The following is a 23,494-nucleotide window of genomic DNA, read 5'->3' as shown; positions in this document are numbered from 1 at the left end:
GGTCATCACTCGCACCAGACCGCATACCCCGTAGGTATGGGTCGGCTCTACCAGATCAGTCCCGTGGGTGTCGTCCGCGCCACGCCCAGAGCCCGGCTCCGGCCACGATCACGACGGCGAGCCAGGGCACGTAGTCGCCGTGGCGGTCGTACGGCGTGCGCCCCTGTGACGGCGTGACCTCCACGACGACGGAGCCCCGCCGCGGCGTGTCCAGCCAGGCGATCCGCCGTCCTCGCGCGTCGAACGCGGCCGACACCCCGGTCAGCGCGGCCTGCACCGCGGGCCGTCCCGTCTCCGCCGCCCGTACGGCGCCGAGCGAGGCGTGCTGCGGCGGCGCCCAGCTGCCCTGGAACGACGAGGTCGCCGACTCGTACACGAGGACCCGGGCCCCGCGGTTCACGACCGTACGGGCCAGGTCGGGGAAGGTCGACTCGAAGCAGATCAGCGGTCCGAAGGTGACGTCCGCGCGCATCATCACGACGCCGGTGCCGGGTACGCGGTCCTGCTTGGCCGCCTTGCTGACGCGGGTGAGCCAGCCGAGCGTGGTCCGCAGCGGGATGTACTCGCCGAAGGGCACGAGACGGTTCTTGACGTACCGGGCCTGCTCGCCGTCCGGCCCGATGAGCACCGCGCTCTTGGAGATGCGCCCGCCGGCGTCCCGCGCGTCCTCGTTGACGAGCAGCGGGCCGTGCGCGCGGGCGAGGGCCGCCAGCCGGGCCACCAGGTCGGGCCGCCGGCGCAGGTCGAAGCCCACGCTGCTCTCGCCCCAGACCACCAGGTCGACCTTTGGCAGCGCGGCGGTGAGCCGCTCCCCCGCCTCGAAGCGCGTGCCCGCGCCGACCACGACGCCCGGCTGCACGAGCGCGACCTTCAGCGGACGGCCGGCGGGCGCGGACCACGGCCGGTACGTGAGCGGTCCGGCCGCCGCGATCAGGGCGGCGAGCAGCACGGCGGTGACGACGCGGCGAGGCGACGGCCCCGCCGATCGGAACCAGGCGCCGGCCGCGCTCGCCAGCGCGGTGTTGACCGCCACGACGGCGAAGGTGACGAGCCACACGCCGCCGATCGAGGCCAGGCTCAGCACCGTCGGGTGCCGCCACTGGGTCGCGCCGTACAGCGCCCACGGGCCGCCGAGGGACTGCCAGGAGCGCGCCCACTCCGCCGCGAGCCACACACTCGGCACCACGACGACCGCGGCGACGAGGCGGCCGGGCCGCAGGAGCGCCCAGGCCGCGTAGCCCCACGGCGCCCAGAGCGCGCCGGCGGCCACGGCGAGCAGGAGCAGGCCGGGCCCGATCGTGGGGATCAGCCAGTAGAGCGCGGTGAGAATGAACCCGGCGCCGAACCACCAGCCGCGTTTGGCCGCCTCACGGCCGGTCGGCGCGGAGCGGGCGAGCAGCAGGCCGGGCACGAGCGCCACCCAGGCGAGCAGATCGAGCCCGGGGCGCGGGAACGCCAGCACCGGCACCGCGCCCGCGACGAGGGCCGGCGCCCGGCGGCGCAGGAGGGTCAGGGCGGCGGCGCGCCGGGTGGCGGGACGCCCGCCGCCCGCCGACGGACCTCCGCCCGATCCGATCAACTCCGCCGTCGTGCTCACTCCACAAGATTGATCGTCCGCGGGGACGGAAGGCAAGGGGGCTCGGTTCGCCCGTTCCGCTGACCGCAGGCGACATCTCGGGGCACACTGCGTAACAGTCAATCGCTCTACGTGAGCGACCGGAGGTGGGCGGTGTTCGACGAGACCGTTCAGGCGGCGCGGCTCGAACGCCTGCTCGCCCGCCATCGCGACGCCGTGGTCGCCGAGCCGGTTCGCGGGCGTCCGGCCCTTCTGCGCCGCGACCAGCTCCTCGTCGCCGGCCAGGACCTGCCGGCGACGGAGGACCTGGTACGCCGCTGGCACGACGTCACGGAGGACGGCCCGGGAGTGGCCCGCGTACGCCTGCGAGCGCGCGTCGACGTCTGCGAGCTGGCCGCCGAGCTGCACGGGCACCACGGGCTCGCGGTCGCACCCAACCACCTCGTGCACGGCCAGCCGATGTGGTGGACGGGCCCGGCCGGGCGTCCGCGGCCCGCCGCGCCGCCCGCCCCGCCCGGCGCCCCGGGCGCGGGACGGCGTCCGGTCACGGTCGCGGTGCTCGACACCGGCATGTCGCCGCACCCGTGGTACGAGGCGACGGACTGGTACGCCGCACAGCGCGCGGAGGTCACCGAGGTCCTCGACGCCGACCTGGACTACGAGCTCGACGCCCAGGCGGGACACGGGACGTTCATCGCGGGCGTGCTCCTGCGGCACGCACCCGGGATCCGGGTCCGCGCGTTCCGCGTGATCGGCGGCGACGGCGTCGGCGACGAGCTCGGCGTCCTGCGCGCGCTGGCCCGCCTGTCGGACCGGGAGCGGGCGGACGTGGCCAACCTCTCGTTCGGCTGTCACACGTACGACGACCGCCCGTCCCCGGTCGTCGCCCGCGCCGTCGCCGCCCTGGCCCGGCGCACGGTCGTCGTGGCGTGCGCCGGCAACCACGCGAGCGACCGCCCGTTCTGGCCCGCCGCCCTGAAGCACGTGATCGCCGTCGCGGCGCTGGACGGTGAGCAGCGGGCCTGGTTCTCCGATCACGGCTGGTGGGTGGACGCCTGCGCACCGGGAGTCGAGGTCGCGAGCTGCTTCGTGAGCTTCGACGGCCCACGCCCGCCGGTGCACGGCATCGACCCGGACGCGTTCGCCGGGTACGCGACCTGGAGCGGCACGTCGTTCGCCGCCCCGGCGGTGGCCGGGCGGATCGCCGACCTGGCGGCCGCCGACCGGATCTCCGCCTCTCTCGCGGCCGCCCGGCTCCTCGACCCGGCGGGCCGGCGGGTGTCACCGGACCTCGGCGTCATGTTCACGGCCTAGGTCCGGACGCCGCCCCTGAACCGGAGCAGCACGCGCACGGCCAGACCGTCGGCCCGATCAAGGCGATGGGACGTCCTCAGAGTCCGGGTGCCCATCCGTCTCGCTCCTCGTCGTGCCGACGATCGTGAACGGTGGCCGAACACCGGTGGAGAAATGGGCTGCGGCTTCAAGCGCGGCGGTGGCACGGGCTTCGAGAGACATGCCGGTATCACCGGTGGCGTGGAGAGCCCCGAGGGCGATCTCCGCGGCGCATCCGACGGCGGAGTATCCGTCCGCCAGCTCACCCACCTGGTAGTCCTCGCCGATTTCGAAGAGGCGCCCACGGACGCCGACGAGGAAGGATCCGCCCTCTTCCTGCTCGTTGTTCTTGCTGGCCCATCCGCCGTCTTTGAGTCCTTCACGGACGCTGTTGATGAAGCCGGTGCACATGAAGGCGTGAAGGCCCTCATCATCCTCGGGCGGCACCGGAGCCTTGAAGGCGTATCGGAGGATCTGGCCCATGCGGAACGAGCTGGTGTAGCCGATCACGTAAGGCCCGTTGGTGAAGACCTTGGCGTCCAGTCGAGGCTGGGTGACACCCCCGCCGACACCGGCGGAGTCTCCGGCGATGACAACGGTCCTGCCGTCAGTGATGCCGACGATCGCGGTCATGCAGGCGCCTTTTCCGTCACGCAGGAATGCGGAACCGTCAGGATATGGCGGGTTCGCCTCTCCACACTGGTCCGAAAGTGGCCGACCGCGGTCTCCGGCCGCTTGGGCGGCCCCCGCCCGTCGGTGCGCCCGCACGACGTGGAGCGGGACCTCCGTCGCCGCGCCCGCGGTGGCGGGTGCCGCTGGATCCCTTGACGCCATCTTCGCGACTTAGGGTAATCAGTCGATAACAGTGCGCTAATATCCCCGTTCGTGGAGGACATGAGCACAGGTGATCTCGTGCGGCGGGCGGGGCAGGGGGACGCGGAGGCGTGGCGGGTGCTCGTCGGCCGCTACTCGCGCCTTCTCTGCGCGATCGCTCGTTCGTACGGGTTGAGCGGTGCCGACGTCGACGACGTGGTGCAGACGACCTGGCTCCGGCTGGTCGAGCGGCTCACGTTGTTGCGCGACCCGGCGCGCGCCGGGGCCTGGCTGGCGGTGACCGCCCGGCACGAGAGCATGGCCACGCTGCGGCGGGCCGGGCGGGAGCGGCCGCTGAAGGGGGCCGGGCCGGCGGTGACCGGGCCGCACCATGTCGTGTTCGGCCGGGATCTGGCCGCCGCCGTCGGGGCCGCGCTGGAGACGATCCCTCCGCGCTGCCGTGAGCTGCTGGAGCTGTTCGCCGGTTCTCCCCGGCTCAGCTACGCGGAGATCTCGGCGGCGCTCGAGATGCCCGTCGGCAGTGTCGGTCCGACACGGGCGCGCTGCCTCACCCACCTGCGCCGTCGCCTCGGCGGTCGCGCGTGAACGGGCCCAGTGATCAGGAGCTGACCGTTGCGCTGCGTCGCGCGTTTCCGCCGGTGCCGGAGCGGCTGGTGGCGCTCGGGCATGCCGCGTTCGGCTGGTTCGAGCCGGCCGCCGCGCTCGCGACGCTCACCTCCGAGACGATCGCGGCTCCGGCGGGTGTCCGCGGGGGCGGCTCGCGGCTGCTCACGTTCTCCGGGGCGCGTGTCAGCGTCGAGATCGAGGTCTGCGGCCGGGAGATCGTCGGACAGCTCGCGCCGCCGTCGGCCGCGGAGGTGATCCTGCGTTCGCCCGGCGGGGAGCGGGGCACGCGGACCGACGACGCGGGGTCCTTCGCGCTGGCCGGGGTTCCGGCGGGCGTGGTCAGCCTGCTGTTCCGGCTGGCCGACGCGAGCTCGGTGGTCACGAGCTGGATCCGTGTCTGAGTCCCTGATAACGGCGGCGGCCGCCGACCCGCGGCGGGCCTACGACGCGGCCCTCGCGCTGGCGGACCACGGTGATCCGGCGCTCCGCGTGACGGCCCGGCGCGCGCTGGGCCTCGCCTGCAAGGAGCTCGGCCGGCTCGGCGAGGGTCGTGCGCACCTCGGCGAGGCGCTGCGGGTCGCCGAGGCCGAGGGGCTGGCGTACGCGTCGGCGCTGGTCAAGATGAACCTCGTCGGGCTGCTCGTCGCGAGCGGCGACGTGGCGGGCGCGCTCGCGGCGGCCGACGAGGCGGCGCCCGTGCTCACCGGGGCCGACGCCGACCGGCTCCTGGCGAACCGCGCCTGCGCCCTGGCCCGCGCCGGGCGCATCGAGGAGGTGGCGCGGATCGCCCGTACGTGCCGCGACCCGGAGGTGGCGATCGGCCTGCGGGTCAACGTCGGGCTGGCGCGGGTGTTCGCCGGGCGGCTCGGGCGCGGCGAGGCCGACCTGCGCGGCGCGCTGACGCTGGCCGAGCGCGCCGGTCTGCGGCACCAGGCGGCGATGGCGCGACACAACCTGGCGGTGGTCGCGTCGCGCCGGGGCGACCTGCCGCGGGCACTCGCGATCTACGACGACGTCGAGGCGCGGCTCACCGGGGTCGGCGAGCGGCTGTGCCAGCTCCACCTCGACCGCTCCGAGGCACTGATCGCGGCCCGGCTGCCGGACGAGGCACGCGTGCTGCTGGCGCGGACGCTCGAACGCCTCGACGGCGCCGGTTACCGCTGCGACACCGCCGACGCCCTGCTGCTGCTCTCCCACGCCGAACTGGCCGACGGCGACCCGCGTGCCGCGGCCGCGACGGCGGGGCGGGCGCGGGCCGCGTTCGGCGCCGGACGGCCGGGGTTCGCGCTGCTGGCCGAGCAGGTCGAGTTGCGGGCCCGCTGGGCCGACGGCGACCGGTCGGCCGCGCTGGCCGCCGAGGCCGAGCGCGCCGTGCAGCGACTCGAGCACGCCGGCTGGGCGTCCGCGGCGGCCGAGACCCGCGCCCTGGCCGCGCTGGTCGCGCTCGCGCGGGGCCGCCGGGAGCACGCGCGTCGCCTGCTCGCCGGGGCCTGCGACGGCGGCACGGTGAGCACGAGGGTCGCCGTCCGGCACGCCACCGCCCTGCTGCGGGTCGCCGACGGCGACCGGCGCGGCGCGGCCGCCGCCGTCCGCGCGGGCCTGCGGGCGGTGGACGAGCACGCCGCCGCCCTCGGCGCGGCCGAACTGCGCGGGCGCGCCGCCGGCTGGTCCGCCGAGCTGGCCGCGCTGGGCGTACGCCTCGCCCGCGGGCCACGGGAGCTGCTGCTCGCCGCCGAACGCGGCCGGGCCATCGCCGACCGGCCACCCGCCGTACGGCCGCCGCGCGACCGGCGGCTGGCCGGACTCCTGGCCGAACTGCGCCGAGTCAGCGCCGAGGTGCCGCACCGGCCCGCGCTGCTCGCCGCGCAGGCACGGCTGGAGGACGCCGTCCGCGCCCGTACCCGGCGGCTGACCTCCACCCGGCACGCGGTCCGCGGCTGGGCGTGGCTCGTGCCGGCGCTGTGCGACGCCCTCGGCGACCGGGTGTTCGCCGAGCTGATCCGCGACGGCGACGACCTGCTCGCGGTGACCGTCGCGGACGGCCGCTGCCGCCGTGTGCCGCTCGGCCCGTACGCCGACGCCGAGCACGACGTACGGCTGCTGCGCTTCGCCGTGTCGCGCCTCGCGCGGCAAGGGACCGGCGAGGCGGCGGAGCGCGGCCTGGCGTCCGCGGCGGGGCGGCTGGACGCGCGGCTGCTCGGTCCGCTGCGGCTCGGCGACCGGCCGCTGGTGCTGGCTCCGACCGGGGCGCTTCACGGCCTGCCGTGGGCCGCGCTGCCGTCGCTGGCCGGACGGGCGGTGGCCGTCACGCCGTCGGCGGCGGGCTGGCTGCGGGCCCGGCGGGCGCCCGCCTCGTCCGGGCACGTGACGCTCGTGGCCGGGCCGGACCTCGGCCATGCCGCCGGTGAGGTGGCCGCCCTGCGCGAGCGGTACCCCGGCGCGGTGGTGCTGGACGGCGCCGCCGCGACCGCCGACGCCGTCCGTACGGCCCTGGACGGCGCGGCGATCGCCCACCTCGCGGTGCACGGCGAATTCCGGGCCGGGAACGCCCTGTTCTCCGGCCTCCGCCTCGTGGCCGGCCCGCTGGTCGCCTACGACCTCGAACACCTGCGCCGGCCGCCCCGGCTGATGGTCCTGTCCGCGTGCGACGCGGGGCGAGCCGACGTACGGGCGGGCGAGGCGGTCACCGGCATGGTCGGCTGCGCCCTGGCGTACGGCGCCGCGACCGTGATCGCCGGCGTGACCCCGGTCGGCGACGCCGCCGCCGGCGAACTCATGGTCGGCCTGCACGCTCGCCTGGCGGCGGGCATGCCGCCGGCGGAGGCCCTCGCCGCCGCGCCCCGGCCGCCGGCCGCCCTCGGGTTCGTCTGCTTCGGCGCGGGCTGGTGAGGTAGGAGCTGCTGGGGCGCGGCGGGACCGCCAGGTAGCGTACGAGCGTGACCGAGCGGACCTTCACCCTCAGTGAGGCACGTGCGCTGCTCCCGGAGGTGCGCGCGCGGATCGACGCGATCGTGGCGGCACGCGCCGACCTCGCCGAGCTGTCGTACGCGCTGCGGTCGGGTCAGCCGACGCGTCTCGGCGGCAAGCCGGAACTGAAGGGGTACGAGGCGCGCATCGACGAGGCCGTGGGGTGGTTCACCATCCAGGGCATCGAGGTGAAGAGCCTGACCCCCGTGCTCATCGACTTCCCCGCGTACCACGGCGGGCAGTCCGTACGGCTCTGCCTGCTGGAGGGAGAGCGGGAGCTGACCTGGTACCACCGGACCGAACTCGGCTTCGCCGGCCGCCGCCGCCTGCCGGGCGCCTGAGCGGCCGCCGAACTCAGTCGCTCTTCTCCACCGGGCGGGCGGGGTCGGTGATCCAGTCGGACCACGAGCCCGCGTACAGGGCGGCCGGCACCCCGGCGAGGGTCAGGGCGAGGATCTCGTGGGCGGCGGTGACGCCGGAGCCGCAGTACGCGCCCACCTCGGCGGCGTCGGTCGCGCCGAGGCCGGCGAAGCGTTCGCGGAGCAGGCCCGCCGGCAGGAAGCGGCCGTCGACGCCCACGTTGCCGTGGGTCGGCGCGTTCACCGCGCCCGGGATGTGGCCCGCGATCGGGTCGACGGGCTCGACCTCGCCGCGGTAGCGCTCCGGCGCGCGGGCGTCGAGCAGCACGCCGTCCTTGGCCACGGCCAGCGCGCCGTCCGCGTCGAGCAGCGGCAGGTGGCCCGGCGCCGCGGTGAAGTCGCCCTCTTTCACCGAGGGGACCTCGGTGGTGACGGGCTGCCCGGCGTCCGCCCAGGCCTGGTAGCCGCCGTCGAGGACGCGCACCCGCTCGTGCCCGAAGTAACGCAGCGTCCACCAGGCGCGGGCCGCGGCGGTGGCGTCGGCGTCGTCGTAGACCACGACGAGGTCGTCCTGGCGGACCCCGGCACGTCGCATCGCCGCCTGGAACTCCTTCGCGTCGGGCAGCGGGTGCCGGCCTCCCGCGCCCGGCGGCGCCGCGAGATCGCGGTCGAGGTCGATGAAGACCGCGCCGGGCAGGTGGCCGCGCCGGTACGCCTCGATGCCGGGCGGACCGCCGAGGCGCCAGCGGACATCGAGGAGGGTCACGCCTCCCCGGGCCGCCCGGACGAGTGACGGGACGTCGATGAGAGGGTGCACACCGCCAGTCTGACCGTTAACCGCACCGTCCGCGAGAGGTGTCTCGTCGTTCATGACTCCGCCGTAAAGGTGAGCAGGGGCACGAGCTGTTCGGCCGGTACGAGGGAGCCGTGCATCCCGACCAGGGAGGACTCCAGCGGCTCGGCCTGGGTGGCGACGATCGCCAGGTCGGCGTACGGCACGGCGACCACATCGCCGACCCGGGCCGCCATGGTGGCCGAAACCGGCCCGAAAAGACCTGCCGTTATCGCCTCGTCACGTGTCATGACCCATGCGGCCCCCTCCAGGCGCTCACGCCACACGGCGAGCACGTCGGGGGCGGCGCCGTCCCGCGCGTACAGGTGCCGCGCCCGTGGCTCGCCGCCGAGCAACGCGATGCCCTCGCGCAGCGCGGGTTCGGCGTCCACGTCGACGCGCGTGGCCGGGTCGGTCATGCCGTGGTCGGCGGTGACGTAGAGGGCGGCGTCCGGCGGCATCGCCTCGGCCAGGCGCCGGACGAGCAGGTCGACGAAGGACAGGTGGTGCCGCCAGGCGGACGAGCGCGAGCCGTGAATGTGCCCGGTGGCGTCGAGTTCGCTGTGGTAGACGGTGACGAACGACCGCTCACCCTGGCGTACGGCCCGCTCGGCGCCGGCCACGAGCGGGCCGAGCGCGTCCGCCGGGACGTAGCGCGCGCCCCGGTACACCGCCCGGGTCAGCCCGCTGTGCTCGAACGCCCGGGTCGACACGTGCGCCGCCGCGACGCCCGCGGCGGCGGCCCGTTCGTACACGGTGGCCGACGGCTGCCAGGTGAGCGGGTCGACGCCGTCGTCCCAGCGCAGGCAGTTGAGCAGGCGGCCCTCCCCCGGGATCGCCACCTGATAGCCGAACAGGCCGTGGCCGCCCGGCGCCCGGCCCGTGCCGAAGGAGCCGAGGCTGGTCGCGGTGGTCGACGGGAAGCCCGCGGTCAGCTCGTGCCCGGCCAGGGAGGACAGGAACGGCGCCTCGCCGGCGTGTGCGCGCAGGAGTTCCCACCCCAGGCCGTCGACGAGGAGCACGCAGGCGCGCGGCAGCGCGGGCAGGCCGAGGACGTTCGTGTGCCCCGGGACGCCCAGCGCGGCGAGCACGGACGGCGTGAGGTCGGCGAGAGACCGGCGCCCGTACGCCGGAACGGGAAGGCTCATCGTTCGCGCTGCGCGATGACCTCCGAGAGCGCCTGGGCGAAGGCCAGTGCCTGCTCGACCGCGTCGGCGCCGTCGGCCGCCTCGCTGACCCGCAGCGAAAGGTCATCGGCGGTCAGAGTGCCGGTGTAGCCGTGGTCGGCCTCGCAGGACTCGTCGCCGCAGGAGGCGGGCTCCAGATCGACGTGAGAGATCACGCCCCAGCCGATCGTGACCATGACCTCGGTCGGCGGAACACCAGGGACGTAGGAGGCCGGTTCGGGGACGACGCGCGTCACCGCCACGGACTGGACCCGGCCGAGGCGGACCGCCTCCGTCGTGGTCGAGGCGTGCGGATGCGGCATCGCCTCGGTGGGCGGGTGCTCGTCGGTGTGACAGACGAGCAGGCGGGTGGGCGACAGGACGAGCACGGTGACATGCCGCCGTACCTCCATCGCCGGATCGAACGTCGCCTCGTGGTGGACGACATACGCGATCACGGACTCGGTGCCCAGAACCGACTCGACGGCGTCCGCGACGAGCGCGGGGTAGTAGCCGCTCCGCTCGATCGCCGTGCGCAGCCCGTGAGCCATCGCTCGGGTTTCCCTCATGACCCCATCCTGCACTGCCCGGGCGTCACACGCACACGTGCGGGTACAGAAGCGGCATGACTGGTACAACGGCCTCCCCCACTCCGCCGATGCCCGAGCCTCCGATGCCCCCGCCGGAGCCCCCGACCCCGCCGCCGGAGCCGCCCCCGGGTCCGGTGCCACCGGCGCCCGGACCGCCCCAGCCGGTACCCGAACCGACCCCGAGCCCGATCCCGCCGGTCCCCGAGCCCCTGCCCCCGCCGCAGCCCGAGGAGTTTCCTAACCAGTTTCCTAACTAGGCCGGAGCCGGCGGGCGTCCTCGGCGGGTCGTGCGTGCGGGCCGGCCAGGCGCAGGCGCGCGCCGCGTACGACGGCGCCCGCCGGGCCGACCAGCACCGGTTCGAGGTCCAGGCGGGCGACCTCGGGCAGGTCGTCGGCGAGCCGCGACGCCCGTAGCAGCAGGTCCTCCAGCGCCCCGGTGTCGACCGGCTCGGCGCCCCGGTGGCCCAGCAGCAGCGGTGCGGTGCGCACGGCGCGTACCATCTCGGCCGCCTCCACGTCGGTCAGCGGCGCCAGCCGGTACGCCCGGTCCTCCAGGAGTTCGGCGGTCACGTCGTCCAGCCCGAACGACACGATCGCGCCGAACGAAGGGTCCTCGGACGTGCTGATCCTGGTCGCGATGCCGTGCCCGGCGCCGCCGACCGCGATGCCGTAGCAGGCGAGCAACGCGGCGGTCCGCTCCGGTGAGGGCGTCTCCTGCCCGGCGAGTTCCTCGACGAGCGCGCGGGCCCGATCGCGGTCCACCCCCGGCAGGTCGGGGATCCGCCCGTGCGGGCGGCGGCGCCAGCCCGCGTACCGCACGGCGTACGCCAGGGCGCGCACCGCGCTCTCCGGCGCCGGGTACGACGGCACGGACCCGTGCAGCAGGCCGCGTTCGCCCAGGTAGGCCGCGATGACCGGCGTGTCCGCGCGGTCGGCGGCGGCCACGATCGCGGCGGCGACGTCGGAGGTCGTGCCGCCGTGGACGGCCGGGGCGAACACCGTGACGACGGCGTCGGTCCCCTCGTCGGCGAAGGCCTCCTCGAGCGCCGCGGTGAAGTCGGCGGGGCCCGCCTCGGGCCCGAGGTCGACCGGCCGCCGCGGGCGCAGGCCCGCGACGGTGGCCGCGTCCTGGACGAGGAGCCCGATCGAGTCGGAGTTGCCGACGATCGCGACCCGGTCGCCGCGCGGCAGGGGCTGGTACGCGAGCAGCTGCGCGACGTCGAACAGCTCGCCGAGCGAGTCCACGCGGACCAGGCCGGCCTGCGCGAACAGGGCGCTGACGGCGTGGTCGGGCAGGCTGAGGGCCTGGGCCGCGTGGCCGAGCGGCACGCCCTGGGTCGTCCGGCCGCTCTTGACCGCGACGATCGGCTTGCTGCGACTGATCCGGCGGGCCAGCCGCGTGAACTTGCGCGGGTTGCCGATCGACTCGAGGTAGAGCAGGACGACGGCGGTGTCCGGGTCCTCCTCCCAGTACTGCATCAGGTCGTTGCCCGAGACGTCGGCGCGGTTGCCCGCGGACACGAACGTCGACAGCCCGAGATCGCGCTCGGCGGCCCACTGCAGGATCGTGATGCCGAGGGCGCCGGACTGGGAGAAGAATCCGATGGGCCCGTGGCGCGGCAGCGTCGGCGCGAGGGTGGCGTTCAGGCCGTCGGCGTTGTTGGCGATGCCCAGGCAGTTCGGCCCGACCACGCGCATGCCGCCCGCACGCGCGAGGCGTACGAGCTCGTTCTGCCGCGCCCGGCCCTCCGGACCCGTCTCGCCGAACCCGGAGGACAGGACGACGAGACCGTGCACGTCCTTGGCGGCGCACTGCGCGACCACGTCGGCCACCGCCTCGGCGGGGACCGCCACGACGGCGAGGTCCACGTCGCCGGGCACGTCGGCGACGGTCTTGTAGGCCCGGACACTGCAGACGGCGGTGGCGCTCGGGTGCACGGGGTAGACGGGCCCGGCGAAACCGCCCGCGAGCAGGTTCCGCAGCGCGCTCTGGCCCACGCTGTGCTCCTCGCGGCTGGCGCCGATCACCGCGACCGAGCGCGGCGACAGCAGCCGGCCGATCGAGCGGGACTCGGCCCGGTGCTCACGCGCCGCCATGACCTCACGCGAGGTCTCGGTGGGTTCCAGGTCGAGGTTGAGGGTCAGGACGCCTTCCTCGTACCGCTGCTCGGCCTTGTAGCCCGCCTCGCGGAAGACCTTGCTCATGCGGCGGTTCTCGGGCAGCACGTCGGCGACGAACCGGGTGATGCCGCGTTCGCGGGCCGCGGCGGCGATGTGCTCCAGGAGCACGCTGGCCACCCCACGGCCCTGGTGGGCGTCCTCGACGAGGAACGCCACCTCGGCGGTGTCCGCCCCAGGGCGCAGGCGGTCGTAGCGCACGACGGCCACCATCGCGCCCCCGATGGTCGCGATGAGCGCCACCCGGTCGTCGTAGTCGACCGTGGTGAAGTGCTCGACCTCCCGGTCGGTCAGCCGGGGACGCGGGGAGAAGAACCGGTAGTAGATAGACTCCGGGGAGAGCCTGGCATAGAACTCGCGTAGCAGCCCGGCGTCATCGGCCCGGATGGGGCGAAGATGCGCCGTTCCCCCATCGGCGAGGACGACGTCGGCCTCCCATTGGTCGGGATACGGCACAGGTCGAGAGTAATGCGAGATACCAAAATCGCGTCTCGTTCGATACCCATCGGGGTACTCGGAGCTGTTAGGTTTTTGCTCCGGGTCGCAGCTCCCGCTCGCCCACAAGGGCGGCGACCGCAGAACAGGGTGGTGACGTCATGACGCGCGTGGTCGTGGTCGGTGATCTTATGACCGATGCCGTCGCGCGGGCAGCATACCCGCTGGCGAAAGGCGGCGACACGCCCGCCAAGGTGACGATGCACGGCGGTGGTTCCGGCGCCAACGTCGCGTCCTGGCTCGCCGTCGAGGGCGTCGAGTCCGCCTTCGTCGGGCGCCGTGGCGCCGACATCACGGGTCGCAACCGTGACATGGAACTCATGGGCTACGGCGTGGACGCCCGGCTCGTCATGGACCCCGAACGCGCCACCGGCACCTGTGTGGTCATGGTGACCCACAAGGGCGACCGCACCATGCTGTCCGATCCGGGCGCCAACGCCGCGCTGCTGCCCGAGGACATCCCGCAGGATCTGTTCGCCCCCGGCGCGCACCTGCACGTGTCCGGGTACTCCCTGCTCAACGAGGGATCCCGGAAGGCGGCTCTGCACGCCATGAAGCTCGCGCAGAACGCCCAGATGTCGATCACGGTCGACGGCGGCGCCAACTCTCTGCTCAAGCGGGCCGGCGCCGAGCCGTTCCTCGACTGGACCCAGGGCGCGCGGCTGCTCATCGTCAACTCCGCGCAGGCCGAGGCCCTGACCGGGCGGGAGAACCCCGAACAGGCCGCCAAGGTCCTGACCGCGTGGTACTCCCAGGTCGTGGTGAAGCTCGCCGACGAAGGCGCGCTCTGGTACACCAACGGCCGCGCCGAGCCCGTACGCGCTCCGGCGGAGCCGGTCGAGGAGGTCATCGACGGCACGGGCGGCGGCGACGCGTTCGTGGCGGGCTTCCTGCCCGCGTGGCTCGACGGCAAGCCGCCGGCGGAGGCACTGGCGGCGGGATGCCGCCTCGCGGCCCGCGCGATCGGCCACCTGGGCGCCCGGCCGATCCTCTGACGACCGCTCAGCCGGTACGGCCGTCCGGCGGTGAGGGCACGAAGTCGTACGGGGCCAGGGGGCCCTGCACGCGAAGCCTGATCCGGCCCGCCCAGCGATACCCGAGCTCGTCCACGGCCTTGCGGAAGCTCGCCCGATCGCCGTCGGCGACGAGGAAGGCCGCGTCCGCGGCGGTGTCCTCGTCGACCGGCGGGCGCGGCGCGACGGACACGGCGTGGGGCGACAGCGTCCGCACGAGTTCGTCGGTGTCGGCCTCGCGCTTGGCGTCGAGCGCGTGGACGATCAGCTCGCCGAGGCGGACGCGGTCGTGGTACGCGGCGTCGTCCGGGAGCCCGCGCAGGCTGTCCCTCAGCCGCATCACCTCCGGCTCCTCGGCGAGGACCTCGCGCAGCACCGTGTCCTGGACGTAGATTCCCGACACGCTGTACTCCGCCCGGCCCTCCAGCTCGGCGAGGACGCCGGTGAACCAGTCGTAGTACGGCTCGAGCATCTCCTCCACCGCGCCGGCGGCCGTGGTCACCACGGCGCTGAACCGCAGCGGCAGCATGGTGGTGTGCGCGGCCAGCGACGCGACGACGTTCTCGTGCGCGAGGAGTTCCTCGCGGGTGCCCAGCGCCCCGGTGGGCGGGATCTCGCTGATCACGGCGGCGAGGTCGCCGCACCGGACCAGGCGGACCCGGCCGCCGCCGGTGCCGCGCAGGCCGTCGGGCAGACGCGTGGACGCCGGGACGACGCCGTACACGTAGCAGACCCGCGCGTCCGGGCACTCCGCCTCGGCCTCCCGCGGTCCGGCCACGACCCGGCCTCCCCTCAGGGCGGCGACGTGCGGGCCGTCGAACTCGTGGCGCCCGTCGCCGGCGTCCTCCGTACGGGCGGGCGGACCGGTGCGCGCGGGAACACCCGTGCAGGTGACCGCTGAGGCATGCGGGAGCTCAGGCGCCGGGCCGATCGGCGCGACGGCCGGCCGCATCCACCGGGTCAACCCCAGCAGACGGGCCCCGAGAGCCGCTCCCGTGGTGTGCATCCCCTGTCCCCCGCGTCCAACGATCAGTGCCCGGCAGAACCGGACACCGTTGGTCACTCGCCGCAAACCTCACTTTACCTGCGAGGAAAGCGGCGAGAACGGTCGTTTCGGATTCGCGAATCGTGCGGGTCCGGGGTCAGGACGTCACCGCGAGGGCGAGCGGCAGCACCGCGGGTGCTCCGGCCTCCCGCAGCAGCTTCGCCGCGACGGTCATCGTCCAGCCGGTGTCGACCTGGTCATCCACGAGCAGCACCGGACCGGTGAGCTCGCCGAGCCCCTCCGGTACGGCCATGGCGGTCCAGAGCGTACGGACCCGCTGGGCGCTGTTGTGCCGGCGCGGCCCCGGGCCGCCGGCGGTGTAGGCGATCTCGCCGAGGTAGGGCAACCGGCCGATCGTCGCGACGCGCCGCGCGAGGTCGGCGATCATGCCGGGCCGGGTCGCGGACGCCATGGCGATCACCCCGGCCGGGCGCTGCTCCCAGTCCCAGGCGGACAGCACCGAGACGACGGCGGTGAAGACGTCGTCGGCCACCGGGGCGTCCGGCGCGCCGTCGGCCAGGAGACGGCGCAGCCGGGTGCCCCAGCCGAGGTCGGTGAGCCGCCCCAGCGCACGGCCGGGCGCCGCCTGCAGGCCCGGCGGGATCCGGCCTGCGATGCCCTCGTCCTTCATTCCCGTGGGCCACATGCGGCGCGGCGTCACCTCCACTCCCGGGCGGCTCAGCCGGTCGCGGGCGGACGCGGCGCCCGCGTCGGAGACCTCGGCGGAACGGCGGCTGCCGGTGCAGTTGTCGCAGCGTCCGCAGGGGGCGGCCTCGGGGTCGTCCAGCTCGCGGCGGAGGAACTCCATGCGGCAGGCGCCGGTCGCCTCGTAGTCGAGCATGGCGCGCTGCTCGCGGGAGCGCTCCGCCGCGACGCGCTCGTACCGCTCGCGGTCGTAGGCCCACGGCTCGCCGGTGGCGGTCCAGCCGCCGCGCACCCGGCGCACGGCGCCGTCGACGTCGAGGACCTTCAGCATCATCTCCAGGCGGCTGCGCCCGAGGTCGACGCGGGTCTCCAGGGCTGCCGTGGACAGCGTGCCCTCCTCCTCCAGCACGCGCAGCGCCAGGCGCACGACCTGCTCGGCGGGGAAGGCCAGGCCGGCGAAGTACGCCCAGATCTCGCGGTCCTCGGCGCCCGGCAGGAGGATCACCTCGGCCCGCTCGACACCGCGGCCGGCCCGGCCGATCTGCTGGTAGTAGGCGACCGGCGACTGCGGCGCGCCCACGTGCACGATGAAGCCGAGGTCGGGCTTGTCGAAGCCCATGCCCAGGGCGCTGGTCGCGACGAGCGCCTTGACCTTGTTGTCGAGGAGGTCCTGCTCGGCCTGCAGGCGCTCGGCCTGCTCGGTCTGGCCGGTGTAGGCGGCGACGGCGTACCCACGGTCGCGCAGGAACGCGGCGATCTCCTGCGCCGCCGCGACGGTGAGCGTGTAGATGATGCCGGATCCGGGGAGTTCGGCGAGCCGCTCGGCGAGCCAGGCCAGCCGGTGCTCGGCGCCCGGCAGGCCCACGACGGACAGGCGCAGGCTCTCGCGGTCGAGCGGCCCGCGCAGGACGAGCGTCTCGTCTCCGGTGCTGAGCTGGTCGGCGACGTCACGGGTCACGCGCGCGTTGGCGGTGGCGGTGGTGGCCAGCACCGGGACGCCGGGCGGCAGGTCGGCGAAGAGCGTGCGGAGCCGGCGGTAGTCGGGCCGGAAGTCATGGCCCCAGTCGGAGATGCAGTGCGCCTCGTCGACGACGACCAGGCCCGCACCGGCCGCGAGCTTGGGCAGGACCTGGTCGCGGAAGTCGGGGTTGTTGAGGCGTTCGGGGCTGACGAGCAGCAGGTCGACCGCACCGTCCTGGACGTCGGCGAAGATCCGCTCCCAGTCGTCGGTGTTGGAGGAGTTGATCGTGGCGGCGTGGATGCCGGCCCGCTCGGCGGCGGCGATCTGGTTGCGCATGAGGGCGAGCAGCGGGCTGACGATCACCGTCGGGCCGGCGCCGCGCTCGCGCAGCAGGGAGGTGGCGACGAAGTAGACCGCCGACTTGCCCCACCCGGTGCGCTGGACGACGAGGGCGCGCCGCCGCTCGACGACCAGGGCGCGGATCGCGGTCCACTGGTCCTCACGGAGCCGGGCGTGCTCCCCGGCGAGCTCGCGCAGGCGCGTCTCGGCGCGCTGCCTCAACTCGATGTCGTCGGCCATGGGTCCTTGGTATCAGCACCCACCGTCGGTTGGGGACGCCGTTCAGTGAAGCCGGGCGAGCTCGGGCTGGGTGACGGCGTCCAGCAGGCCCGGGAAGCGGGCGTCGAGGTCGTCGCGGCGGAGCGTGAGGAGGCGGCGGGCGCCCTGGACGCGGGACTGCGTGATGCCGGCCTCGCGCAGGATGCGCAGGTGGTGGGACATCGTGGACTTGCTCACCACCAGGCCGGCGTCGTGTTGGATCTGCCCGCAGGAGGACTCGCCGACGCGGGCCAGCGTGCGCACGGTGGCCAGGCGCGCGGGGTCGGCCAGCGCCGCCAGCACCCTGGGCAGGCTCAGCGCCTCCGCCGGGGGGTGGATCGCCTCTTCGCTCACCGGTCAAGCATAAGTCGGATCGACCTTACGTTCGACTCACGTCGAACCAGTGGGCAGGCGGAGGCCGTCGAGCATGGTCTGGATCATCGGCTCGAGGTAGTCCGAGTCGCCGTGGATCTTGGCGATGGCGACGATCATGTCGAAGATCTGCTCGAGCGTGAGATCGTCGCGGACCTCGTGGGCCTGCTGCGCCGCGGCCAGCAGCGGCCGGCCGGCGGCGAGTGCCCGTGCGCGCTGGCCATGGATGGCGGGGCGGTCGTCGTCGGAGTGTTCGAGCAGTTCGGCGACGATGAGGCGCTTGCCGGGGATGAAGGCGAAGACCCGGCGCAGCCAGGCGGCGAACGCCGCGCCGGGGGCCTGTCCGTCCGCGGAGCCGGCAGCCGCGCAGAGCGCGTCGACCTCGTCGACGTAGAGGGCCTCGAGAAGCTCCTGGCGCCCGGGGAAGTTGCGGTAGAGCGTGGCCATGCCGACGCCGGCGCGCCGGGCGATCTCGGCCATCGAGATGTCCGCGGCGGGGTCGGCGAAGGCCGCACGGGCGGCGGTCAGGATCCTGTCGCGGTTGCGTGCGGCGGCCGCCCGCCTGGCGGGAAACGAGGTCTGGTCCGATGCCATCGATCTCCTCTCAAGTGGACAGCCTATCCGGCATCGGCCTATCGTTGGCGGATAGCCTATCCGGCAACTCGTGGAGGAGCGTCTCATGCCGCACCATCGTCAACGTGAGGAAGTGGCGAAACCTCCCTCCCCAGGGCATGAGGCGCAGGATGTCGCCAAGCCGGGAGTGAGCCTGGCGATCATCGCCGTGATCGCGTGCGTGGCGCAGTTCATGGTGGTGCTCGACTCGAGCATCGTGAACGTCGCGCTGCCGTCGATGAAGACCGGGCTCGGCCTGTCGGTCGACGCGCAGCAGTGGGTCGTCAACGGCTACCTGATCGCCTTCGGCGGTCTGCTGCTGCTCGCCTCCCGCGCCGGCGACCTGTTCGGCCGCCGGCGCGTCTTCCAGCTCGGCCTGGTCGCGTTCACCGCCGCCTCCCTGTTCGGCGGTCTCGCCCAGGAGGGCTGGATGCTGCTGGCGGCGCGCTTCCTGCAGGGCGCCGGTTCCGCCGCGCTCGCCCCGTCGAGCCTCAGCCTGATCACGGCCAGCCACACCGATCCCGGCCGGCGCACGCGCGCGATGACCTGGTGGGGGGTCGCCGCCTCCAGCGCGGGAGCCGCCGGCATCGTACTCGGCGGGCTCCTCACCGCCACCCTCAGCTGGCGTTGGGTGATGCTGGTCAACGTGCCCATCGGCATCGGCCTGCTCATCGCCACCTTCACCTGCCTCAGGCCCTCCCCCGCGTCCGGGAGCCGCCCCCGCGTCGACGTCCCCGGCGCCGTCACGGTCACGCTCGCCGTCGCCGCGATCGTGTACGGCGTCTCGGCCGCTCCCGACCACGGCTGGACCTCGGGCCGGGTGCTCGCCGCGCTCATCGCCGGCACCGTGCTGCTCGCCGCGTTCGTGGGCATCGAGCTCCGCACCGACGAGCCGCTGATCCCGCCGGAGGTGTTCGCGGTGCACAACGTCCGGGTGGGCAACGTCCTGAGCCTGTTCGGGGGCATCGTGATCACCACGCCGCTGTTCTTCCTCTCGCTCTACCTCCAGCAGGTGCTGGGTGAGAGCGCGCTGCGCACCGGGGTGTCCCTCCTACCGATGGTGTCCGTGATCAGCCTCGGCGTCCTCGCCTCCCAGAGGCTGATCCCCAAGGTCGGCCCGCGACGTCTCGTGCTGGGCGGCGGCCTGGTCACCGCCGCCGGACTGGTGTGGCTCGCCCGGCTGCCGGCCCACTCGGACTACGTCGCCCACGTGCTTCTTCCCACCCTGGTCGTCGGCGCGGGAATGAGCGTGATGATGATGCCGGCCGTCGTCGCGGCGACGGCCGGCGTCGCCCCGCGCAACGCCGGGGTCGCCTCCGGACTGATCAACATGTGCCGCCAGCTCGGCGCCGCACTCGGACTGGCCGCTCTGGTCACCGTCGCGGCCACCGTCACCCGCCACGGCTCCGCGCCCGTCGTCGACGGCTACCGCATCGCCCTGCTCGTCGTCTCAGCGGCCGGCGTCGTCACCGCCCTCATCTCGTTCTTCCTGAAGGAGCGGGTCGACACGGCTAGGTGACGTTCTGCAGGATCTCCAGGGACGGTGAGGTCACGTCGCCGTGGCCGGACAGACGCAGTGTCAGCTCGGTCTCGGCGAGCAGGCAGCGCAGCACGTGCCGTACGCCCGCCTCGCCCGCCAGCGCCAGCCCGTACGCGTACGGGCGGGCCACCAGCACCGCCTTGGCGCCCAGCGCGAGGGCCTTGACCACGTCCGCGCCCGAGCGGATTCCGCTGTCGAACAGCACGTCGATCTGGTCGCCGACGGCGTGGGTGATCGGCGGCAGGGCGTCCAGGGCGGCGATCGCGCCGTCCACCTGGCGCCCGCCGTGGTTGGAGACGACGATGCCGTCCATGCCCGCGTCGACCGCGCGGCGGGCGTCCTCGGTGTCCTGGATGCCCTTGAGCGCGATCGGCCCGTCCCAGTGCTCGCGCAGGAACACCAGGTCGTCCCAGGTCAGTGACGGGTTTCCGAACAGAGAGGCCCAGTGCAGGATCGGGTCGTCGCCCGCCGCGGCGGAGAAGACCGGGTCGGCGAAGTAGTTCTGGTTGCCCAGGCCGCGCAGGAACGGCAGGTAGGCGTTGTCGAGGTCGTGCGGCCGCCAGGCGAGCATGAAGGTGTCCAGCGTGACGACGAGCGCGGTGTAGCCGGCCGCCTTCGCCCGTTCGAGGAAGCTGATCGCCAGGTCCCGGTCGTTCGGCCAGTACAGCTGGTACCACCGCGGCCCGGCCGCCTCCGCGACCTCCTCCAGCGTGTACGAGGCGGCCGTGCTCAGCACCATGGTGACGCCCATCTTCTCGGCCGCCCGCGCGACCGCCAGTTCGCCGTCCGGGTGCAGCTGGCGCAGGACGCCGACGGGGCCGAGGAGCACCGGAGCGGGCAGCGTCTCGCCGAGCACGCTGGTGGTCAGGTCGCAGGTCGTGTGGCCCGCCAGCATCCGCGGCACCAGCCGATGGCGCCGGAACGCCTCGCGGTTCTCCCGTGCCGTGTCACCCGTGCCGGCCGCGCCCGCGACATAGTCGTACGCCTCGCGGGAGAGCTTCTTCTCGGCCAGGGGTTCGAGCCGGGTCAGGTCGGTCGGCAGTGAGGGGACGATGTCGGTGAGGCCGTTGAGATAGATCTCGTTCTGGAAGTCGGCGTACATGCGGCACTCCCCAGTTCGTGGACGGGTCCGGTGCGACATCTTCCACCATGGGTCCGCGGCACGCCGACGTCCACGGCGCAACCTGTCGGGCCGACCCGTCACAATGACAGTTATGGCACGACGCGGCACGCAAACCCCTCCCCCGCCGGATTTCGAAGAGAACATCGTCGACGTCGATGTCTCGGAGGAGATGCGGGGCAGCTATCTCGAGTACGCCTACTCGGTCATCTACCAGCGGGCGCTCCCAGACGCGCGCGACGGGCTCAAGCCCGTACAGCGCCGCATCCTCTACTCGATGAACGAGATGGGCCTGCGGCCCGACCGGGGACACGTCAAGTGCGCCCGCGTCGTCGGCGAGGTGATGGGTAAGCTGCACCCCCACGGCGACTCGGCGATCTACGACGCGCTCGTACGCCTGGCGCAGCCCTGGGCGATGCGGATGCGGCTCGTCGACGGGCACGGCAACTTCGGCTCGCTCGGCGGCGACGACTCGCCCGCCGCGATGCGGTACACCGAGGCCCGCATGTCGCGCGAGGCCGCCCTCATGGTGGCGAGCATCGACGAGGAGACCGTCGACTTCCGGCCCAACTACGACGGCCAGGAGCAGGAGCCGGAGGTGCTGCCCTCGGCGTTCCCCAACCTCCTGGTCAACGGCAGTTCGGGCATCGCGGTCGGCATGGCGACCAACATGGCGCCGCACAACCTCGGCGAGGTGATCGCCGCCGCGCGCCACCTGATCAAAAACCCCGAGGCGTCACTCGATGACCTGATGCGGTTCGTGCCCGGCCCCGACCTGCCGACCGGCGGCAAGATCGTGGGTCTGGAGGGCGTCCGCGACGCGTACGAGACGGGCCGCGGCATCTTCCGCACCCGCGCCACCGCCCACATCGAGAGCGTCACGCCGCGCCGTAAGGGCATCGTCGTCACCGAGCTCCCCTACGCCGTGGGCCCCGAGCGCGTCGTCGCCAAGATCAAGGACCTCGTCAACGCCAAGAAGATCTCGGGCATCGCCGACCTGAAGGACCTCACCGACCGGCAGCAGGGCCTCCGCCTGGTCATCGAGATCAAGAACGGCTTCCACCCCGAGGCGGTGCTGGAGGAGCTCTACCGGCTGACGCCGATGGAGGAGACGTTCGGCATCAACAACGTCGCCCTCGTCGACGGCCAGCCGCGCACGCTCGGCCTGCGCGACCTGCTCCAGGTGTACGTCGACCACCGCATCGACGTCGTACGCCGCCGCAGCCTGTTCCGCCGCAAGAAGCGCGAGGACCGCCTGCACCTCGTCGACGGCCTCGTCATCGCGCTGCTCAACATCGACGAGGTCATCCGGGTCATCCGCGAGAGCGAGGACTCCGCCGAGGCGAAGACCCGCCTGATGGGCGCGTTCGAGCTGTCGGAGATCCAGGCGCAGTACATCCTCGACACGCCGCTGCGCCGCCTGACCAAGTACGACCGGCTGGAGCTGGAGAGCGAGAAGGAGCGGCTCACCCGCGAGATCGCCGAGCTCACCGCGATCCTGGAGTCGGAGGCCAAGCTGCGCGCGCTCGTCTCCAGCGAGCTGGCGGAGATCGCCAAGACGTACGGCACGCCGCGCCGCACCGTCCTCCTGGAGTCCTCGGGCCAGACGAAGACGGTCGCCGTGCCGCTGGAGGTCGCCGACGACCCGTGCCGGGTGCTGCTGTCCTCGACCGGCCTGCTGGCCCGTACGACGTCGATCGAGCCGCTGCCCGCGGAGGGAGCGCGCGCACCCCACGACGTGATCGTGTCGATCGTGGGAGCGACCGCGCGCGGCCAGGTCGGCGCCGTGACGAGCGCGGGCCGGATGATCCGGGTGGACGTCCTCGACCTGCCCGCGCTGCCGCCGTCGGCCGCCCCACCGTCACTGGCGGGCGGTGCGCCGATGAGCGAGTTCGTCACGCTGGAGAAGGACGAGACGGTGGTCGGCCTGGCGTCGCTCGACGCACCCGGCCTGACCATCGGCACCGAACAGGGCGTGGTGAAGCGGGTCGCCCCCGACTACCCCAAGAACGCCGACGAGTTCGAAGTGATCGGCCTCAAGGACGGCGACCGGGTCGTCCGCGCGCTGCAGCTGGAGTCCGAGGACCACGAGCTGGTGTTCATCACCAGTGACGCGCAGCTGCTGCGCTTCCCCGCGTCCAGCGTCCGCCCGCAGGGCCGCGCGGCGGGCGGTATGGCCGGCATCAGGCTGAGCTCGGGCGCCCGGGTCGTCTGGTTCGGCGCTCTCGACGGCGAGCTCGAGTCCCGCGTGGTCACGATCGCGGGCAGTTCCACCGCCCTGCCCGGCACCCAGACGGGCGCCATCAAGGTCGCCGACTACGCCGAGTACCCCGCCAAGGGCCGCGCCACCGGCGGCGTCCGCGCCCACCGTTTCCTCAAGGGCGAAGACATCCTGATCCTCGCCTGGGCCGGGCCGATCCCGGCCAGGGCCTCCGGCATGACGGGCAAACCGCTCGACCTCCCGACCGAGCTGGGTCGCCGTGACGGCTCGGGCGTGAAACTCCCGTCCCCGATCACCGCCATCGCCGGCCCGGTCGGCACGTCCGACGCGCCGGCTCAGCTGACGGAGCCGGCGGAGTCGGCGGAGTCGGCGGAGGAGCCGGAGTAACTCACCCGGTCGCGGGCCGGGGCACGCTCCCGGCGCCCCCTCCCCG

The 23,494-nt window shown here is 73.9% G+C and carries 19 protein-coding genes; 8 read left to right on the top strand and 11 right to left on the bottom strand.

What is annotated here, in order from left to right; translation table 11 throughout:
• Window positions 1-55 precede the first annotated feature (55 nt).
• Window positions 56-1,597, bottom strand: coding sequence for an apolipoprotein N-acyltransferase (gene lnt / locus QSK37_RS30870; protein WP_285628181.1), 1,542 nt, complete (start codon window positions 1,595-1,597; stop codon window positions 56-58).
• Window positions 1,598-1,708: 111 nt separating this feature from the next.
• Between lnt and QSK37_RS30865 the strand changes: the two genes are divergently transcribed.
• Window positions 1,709-2,890 carry a S8/S53 family peptidase gene (locus QSK37_RS30865; protein ID WP_285628178.1) on the top strand — a complete coding sequence of 394 codons (1,182 nt, stop codon included), beginning with the start codon at window positions 1,709-1,711 and terminating at the stop codon, window positions 2,888-2,890.
• Between the two features lie 57 nt (window positions 2,891-2,947).
• Here the strand turns inward: QSK37_RS30865 and QSK37_RS30860 are convergent, their stop codons facing one another.
• Window positions 2,948-3,541: a hypothetical protein gene (locus QSK37_RS30860; RefSeq protein WP_285628175.1), complete on the bottom strand. Its 594-nt coding sequence runs from the start codon at window positions 3,539-3,541 to the stop codon at window positions 2,948-2,950.
• A 261-nt stretch (window positions 3,542-3,802) separates the two neighbouring features.
• Between QSK37_RS30860 and QSK37_RS30855 the strand changes: the two genes are divergently transcribed.
• The 4 genes from QSK37_RS30855 to QSK37_RS30840 are packed head-to-tail and all read left to right on the top strand — an operon-like array spanning window position 3,803 to window position 7,656.
• A complete protein-coding gene (locus QSK37_RS30855) occupies window positions 3,803-4,327 on the top strand; it encodes an RNA polymerase sigma factor (protein ID WP_285580145.1) in 525 nt (174 codons plus the stop codon).
• Window positions 4,324-4,749, top strand: coding sequence for a hypothetical protein (locus tag QSK37_RS30850; RefSeq protein ID WP_285628173.1), 426 nt, complete (start codon window positions 4,324-4,326; stop codon window positions 4,747-4,749). Before QSK37_RS30855 ends, QSK37_RS30850 begins: the two co-directional genes overlap by 4 nt.
• Window positions 4,742-7,237 carry a CHAT domain-containing protein gene (locus QSK37_RS30845; protein WP_285628170.1) on the top strand — a complete coding sequence of 832 codons (2,496 nt, stop codon included), beginning with the start codon at window positions 4,742-4,744 and terminating at the stop codon, window positions 7,235-7,237. The genes QSK37_RS30850 and QSK37_RS30845 overlap by 8 nt, the downstream gene beginning before the upstream one ends.
• Window positions 7,238-7,284: 47 nt before the next feature.
• Window positions 7,285-7,656, top strand: a complete 372-nt coding sequence (locus QSK37_RS30840) for a DUF2203 domain-containing protein (RefSeq protein ID WP_285580148.1) — start codon at window positions 7,285-7,287, stop codon at window positions 7,654-7,656.
• 13 nt (window positions 7,657-7,669) lie between these two features.
• Here the strand turns inward: QSK37_RS30840 and QSK37_RS30835 are convergent, their stop codons facing one another.
• From QSK37_RS30835 to QSK37_RS30820, 4 genes are all read right to left on the bottom strand, one after another.
• Entirely contained in the window at window positions 7,670-8,491 is an 822-nt protein-coding gene (locus tag QSK37_RS30835) for a sulfurtransferase (protein WP_285628167.1), read from the bottom strand.
• Between the two features lie 50 nt (window positions 8,492-8,541).
• Window positions 8,542-9,654, bottom strand: a complete 1,113-nt coding sequence (locus QSK37_RS30830) for an alkaline phosphatase family protein (protein WP_285628164.1) — start codon at window positions 9,652-9,654, stop codon at window positions 8,542-8,544.
• The gene (locus QSK37_RS30825) at window positions 9,651-10,241 is read right to left on the bottom strand and encodes a DUF5998 family protein (RefSeq protein ID WP_285580151.1); all 591 of its coding nucleotides are present in this window, start codon (window positions 10,239-10,241) and stop codon (window positions 9,651-9,653) included. The genes QSK37_RS30830 and QSK37_RS30825 overlap by 4 nt, the downstream gene beginning before the upstream one ends.
• Window positions 10,242-10,511: 270 nt before the next feature.
• On the bottom strand, window positions 10,512-12,896 hold the full coding sequence (locus QSK37_RS30820) for a bifunctional acetate--CoA ligase family protein/GNAT family N-acetyltransferase (RefSeq protein WP_285628161.1): 2,385 nt from the start codon (window positions 12,894-12,896) through the stop codon (window positions 10,512-10,514).
• A 140-nt stretch (window positions 12,897-13,036) separates the two neighbouring features.
• On the opposite strand from QSK37_RS30820, the gene QSK37_RS30815 reads away from it, so the two are divergent.
• Window positions 13,037-13,930 carry a carbohydrate kinase family protein gene (locus QSK37_RS30815; RefSeq protein WP_285580153.1) on the top strand — a complete coding sequence of 298 codons (894 nt, stop codon included), beginning with the start codon at window positions 13,037-13,039 and terminating at the stop codon, window positions 13,928-13,930.
• 7 nt (window positions 13,931-13,937) lie between these two features.
• On the opposite strand, the gene QSK37_RS30810 is transcribed toward QSK37_RS30815, so the two are convergent.
• From QSK37_RS30810 to QSK37_RS30795, 4 genes are all read right to left on the bottom strand, one after another.
• Window positions 13,938-14,954 carry a GvpL/GvpF family gas vesicle protein gene (locus tag QSK37_RS30810; RefSeq protein WP_285628158.1) on the bottom strand — a complete coding sequence of 339 codons (1,017 nt, stop codon included), beginning with the start codon at window positions 14,952-14,954 and terminating at the stop codon, window positions 13,938-13,940.
• A gap of 136 nt (window positions 14,955-15,090) precedes the next feature.
• Window positions 15,091-17,178, bottom strand: a complete 2,088-nt coding sequence (locus QSK37_RS30805; RefSeq protein ID WP_285628155.1) for a RecQ family ATP-dependent DNA helicase — start codon at window positions 17,176-17,178, stop codon at window positions 15,091-15,093.
• 42 nt (window positions 17,179-17,220) lie between these two features.
• Window positions 17,221-17,550 carry an ArsR/SmtB family transcription factor gene (locus QSK37_RS30800; RefSeq protein WP_285628153.1) on the bottom strand — a complete coding sequence of 110 codons (330 nt, stop codon included), beginning with the start codon at window positions 17,548-17,550 and terminating at the stop codon, window positions 17,221-17,223.
• Between the two features lie 36 nt (window positions 17,551-17,586).
• The gene (locus QSK37_RS30795; RefSeq protein ID WP_285628151.1) at window positions 17,587-18,162 is read right to left on the bottom strand and encodes a TetR/AcrR family transcriptional regulator; all 576 of its coding nucleotides are present in this window, start codon (window positions 18,160-18,162) and stop codon (window positions 17,587-17,589) included.
• Between the two features lie 112 nt (window positions 18,163-18,274).
• Here QSK37_RS30795 and QSK37_RS30790 point away from each other — a divergent pair, with 112 nt between their 5' ends.
• Window positions 18,275-19,699, top strand: coding sequence for a DHA2 family efflux MFS transporter permease subunit (locus QSK37_RS30790; RefSeq protein WP_285628149.1), 1,425 nt, complete (start codon window positions 18,275-18,277; stop codon window positions 19,697-19,699).
• On the opposite strand, the gene QSK37_RS30785 is transcribed toward QSK37_RS30790, so the two are convergent.
• A complete protein-coding gene (locus tag QSK37_RS30785) occupies window positions 19,692-20,822 on the bottom strand; it encodes a lactate 2-monooxygenase (RefSeq protein ID WP_285628147.1) in 1,131 nt (376 codons plus the stop codon). The two genes, QSK37_RS30790 and QSK37_RS30785, sit on opposite strands and share 8 nt — an antisense overlap.
• A gap of 112 nt (window positions 20,823-20,934) precedes the next feature.
• Here QSK37_RS30785 and QSK37_RS30780 point away from each other — a divergent pair, with 112 nt between their 5' ends.
• Entirely contained in the window at window positions 20,935-23,448 is a 2,514-nt protein-coding gene (locus QSK37_RS30780) for a DNA gyrase/topoisomerase IV subunit A (RefSeq protein ID WP_285628144.1), read from the top strand.
• The last annotated feature ends 46 nt before the right edge of the window (window positions 23,449-23,494 follow it).

Origin of the sequence: Actinoallomurus iriomotensis (assembly GCF_030269445.1) — a bacterium.
Lineage (GTDB): Bacteria > Actinomycetota > Actinomycetes > Streptosporangiales > Streptosporangiaceae > Actinoallomurus > Actinoallomurus iriomotensis.
Note: the sequence above shows the minus strand (reverse complement) of the source record. Positions and strands in the feature narration are given on the sequence as shown.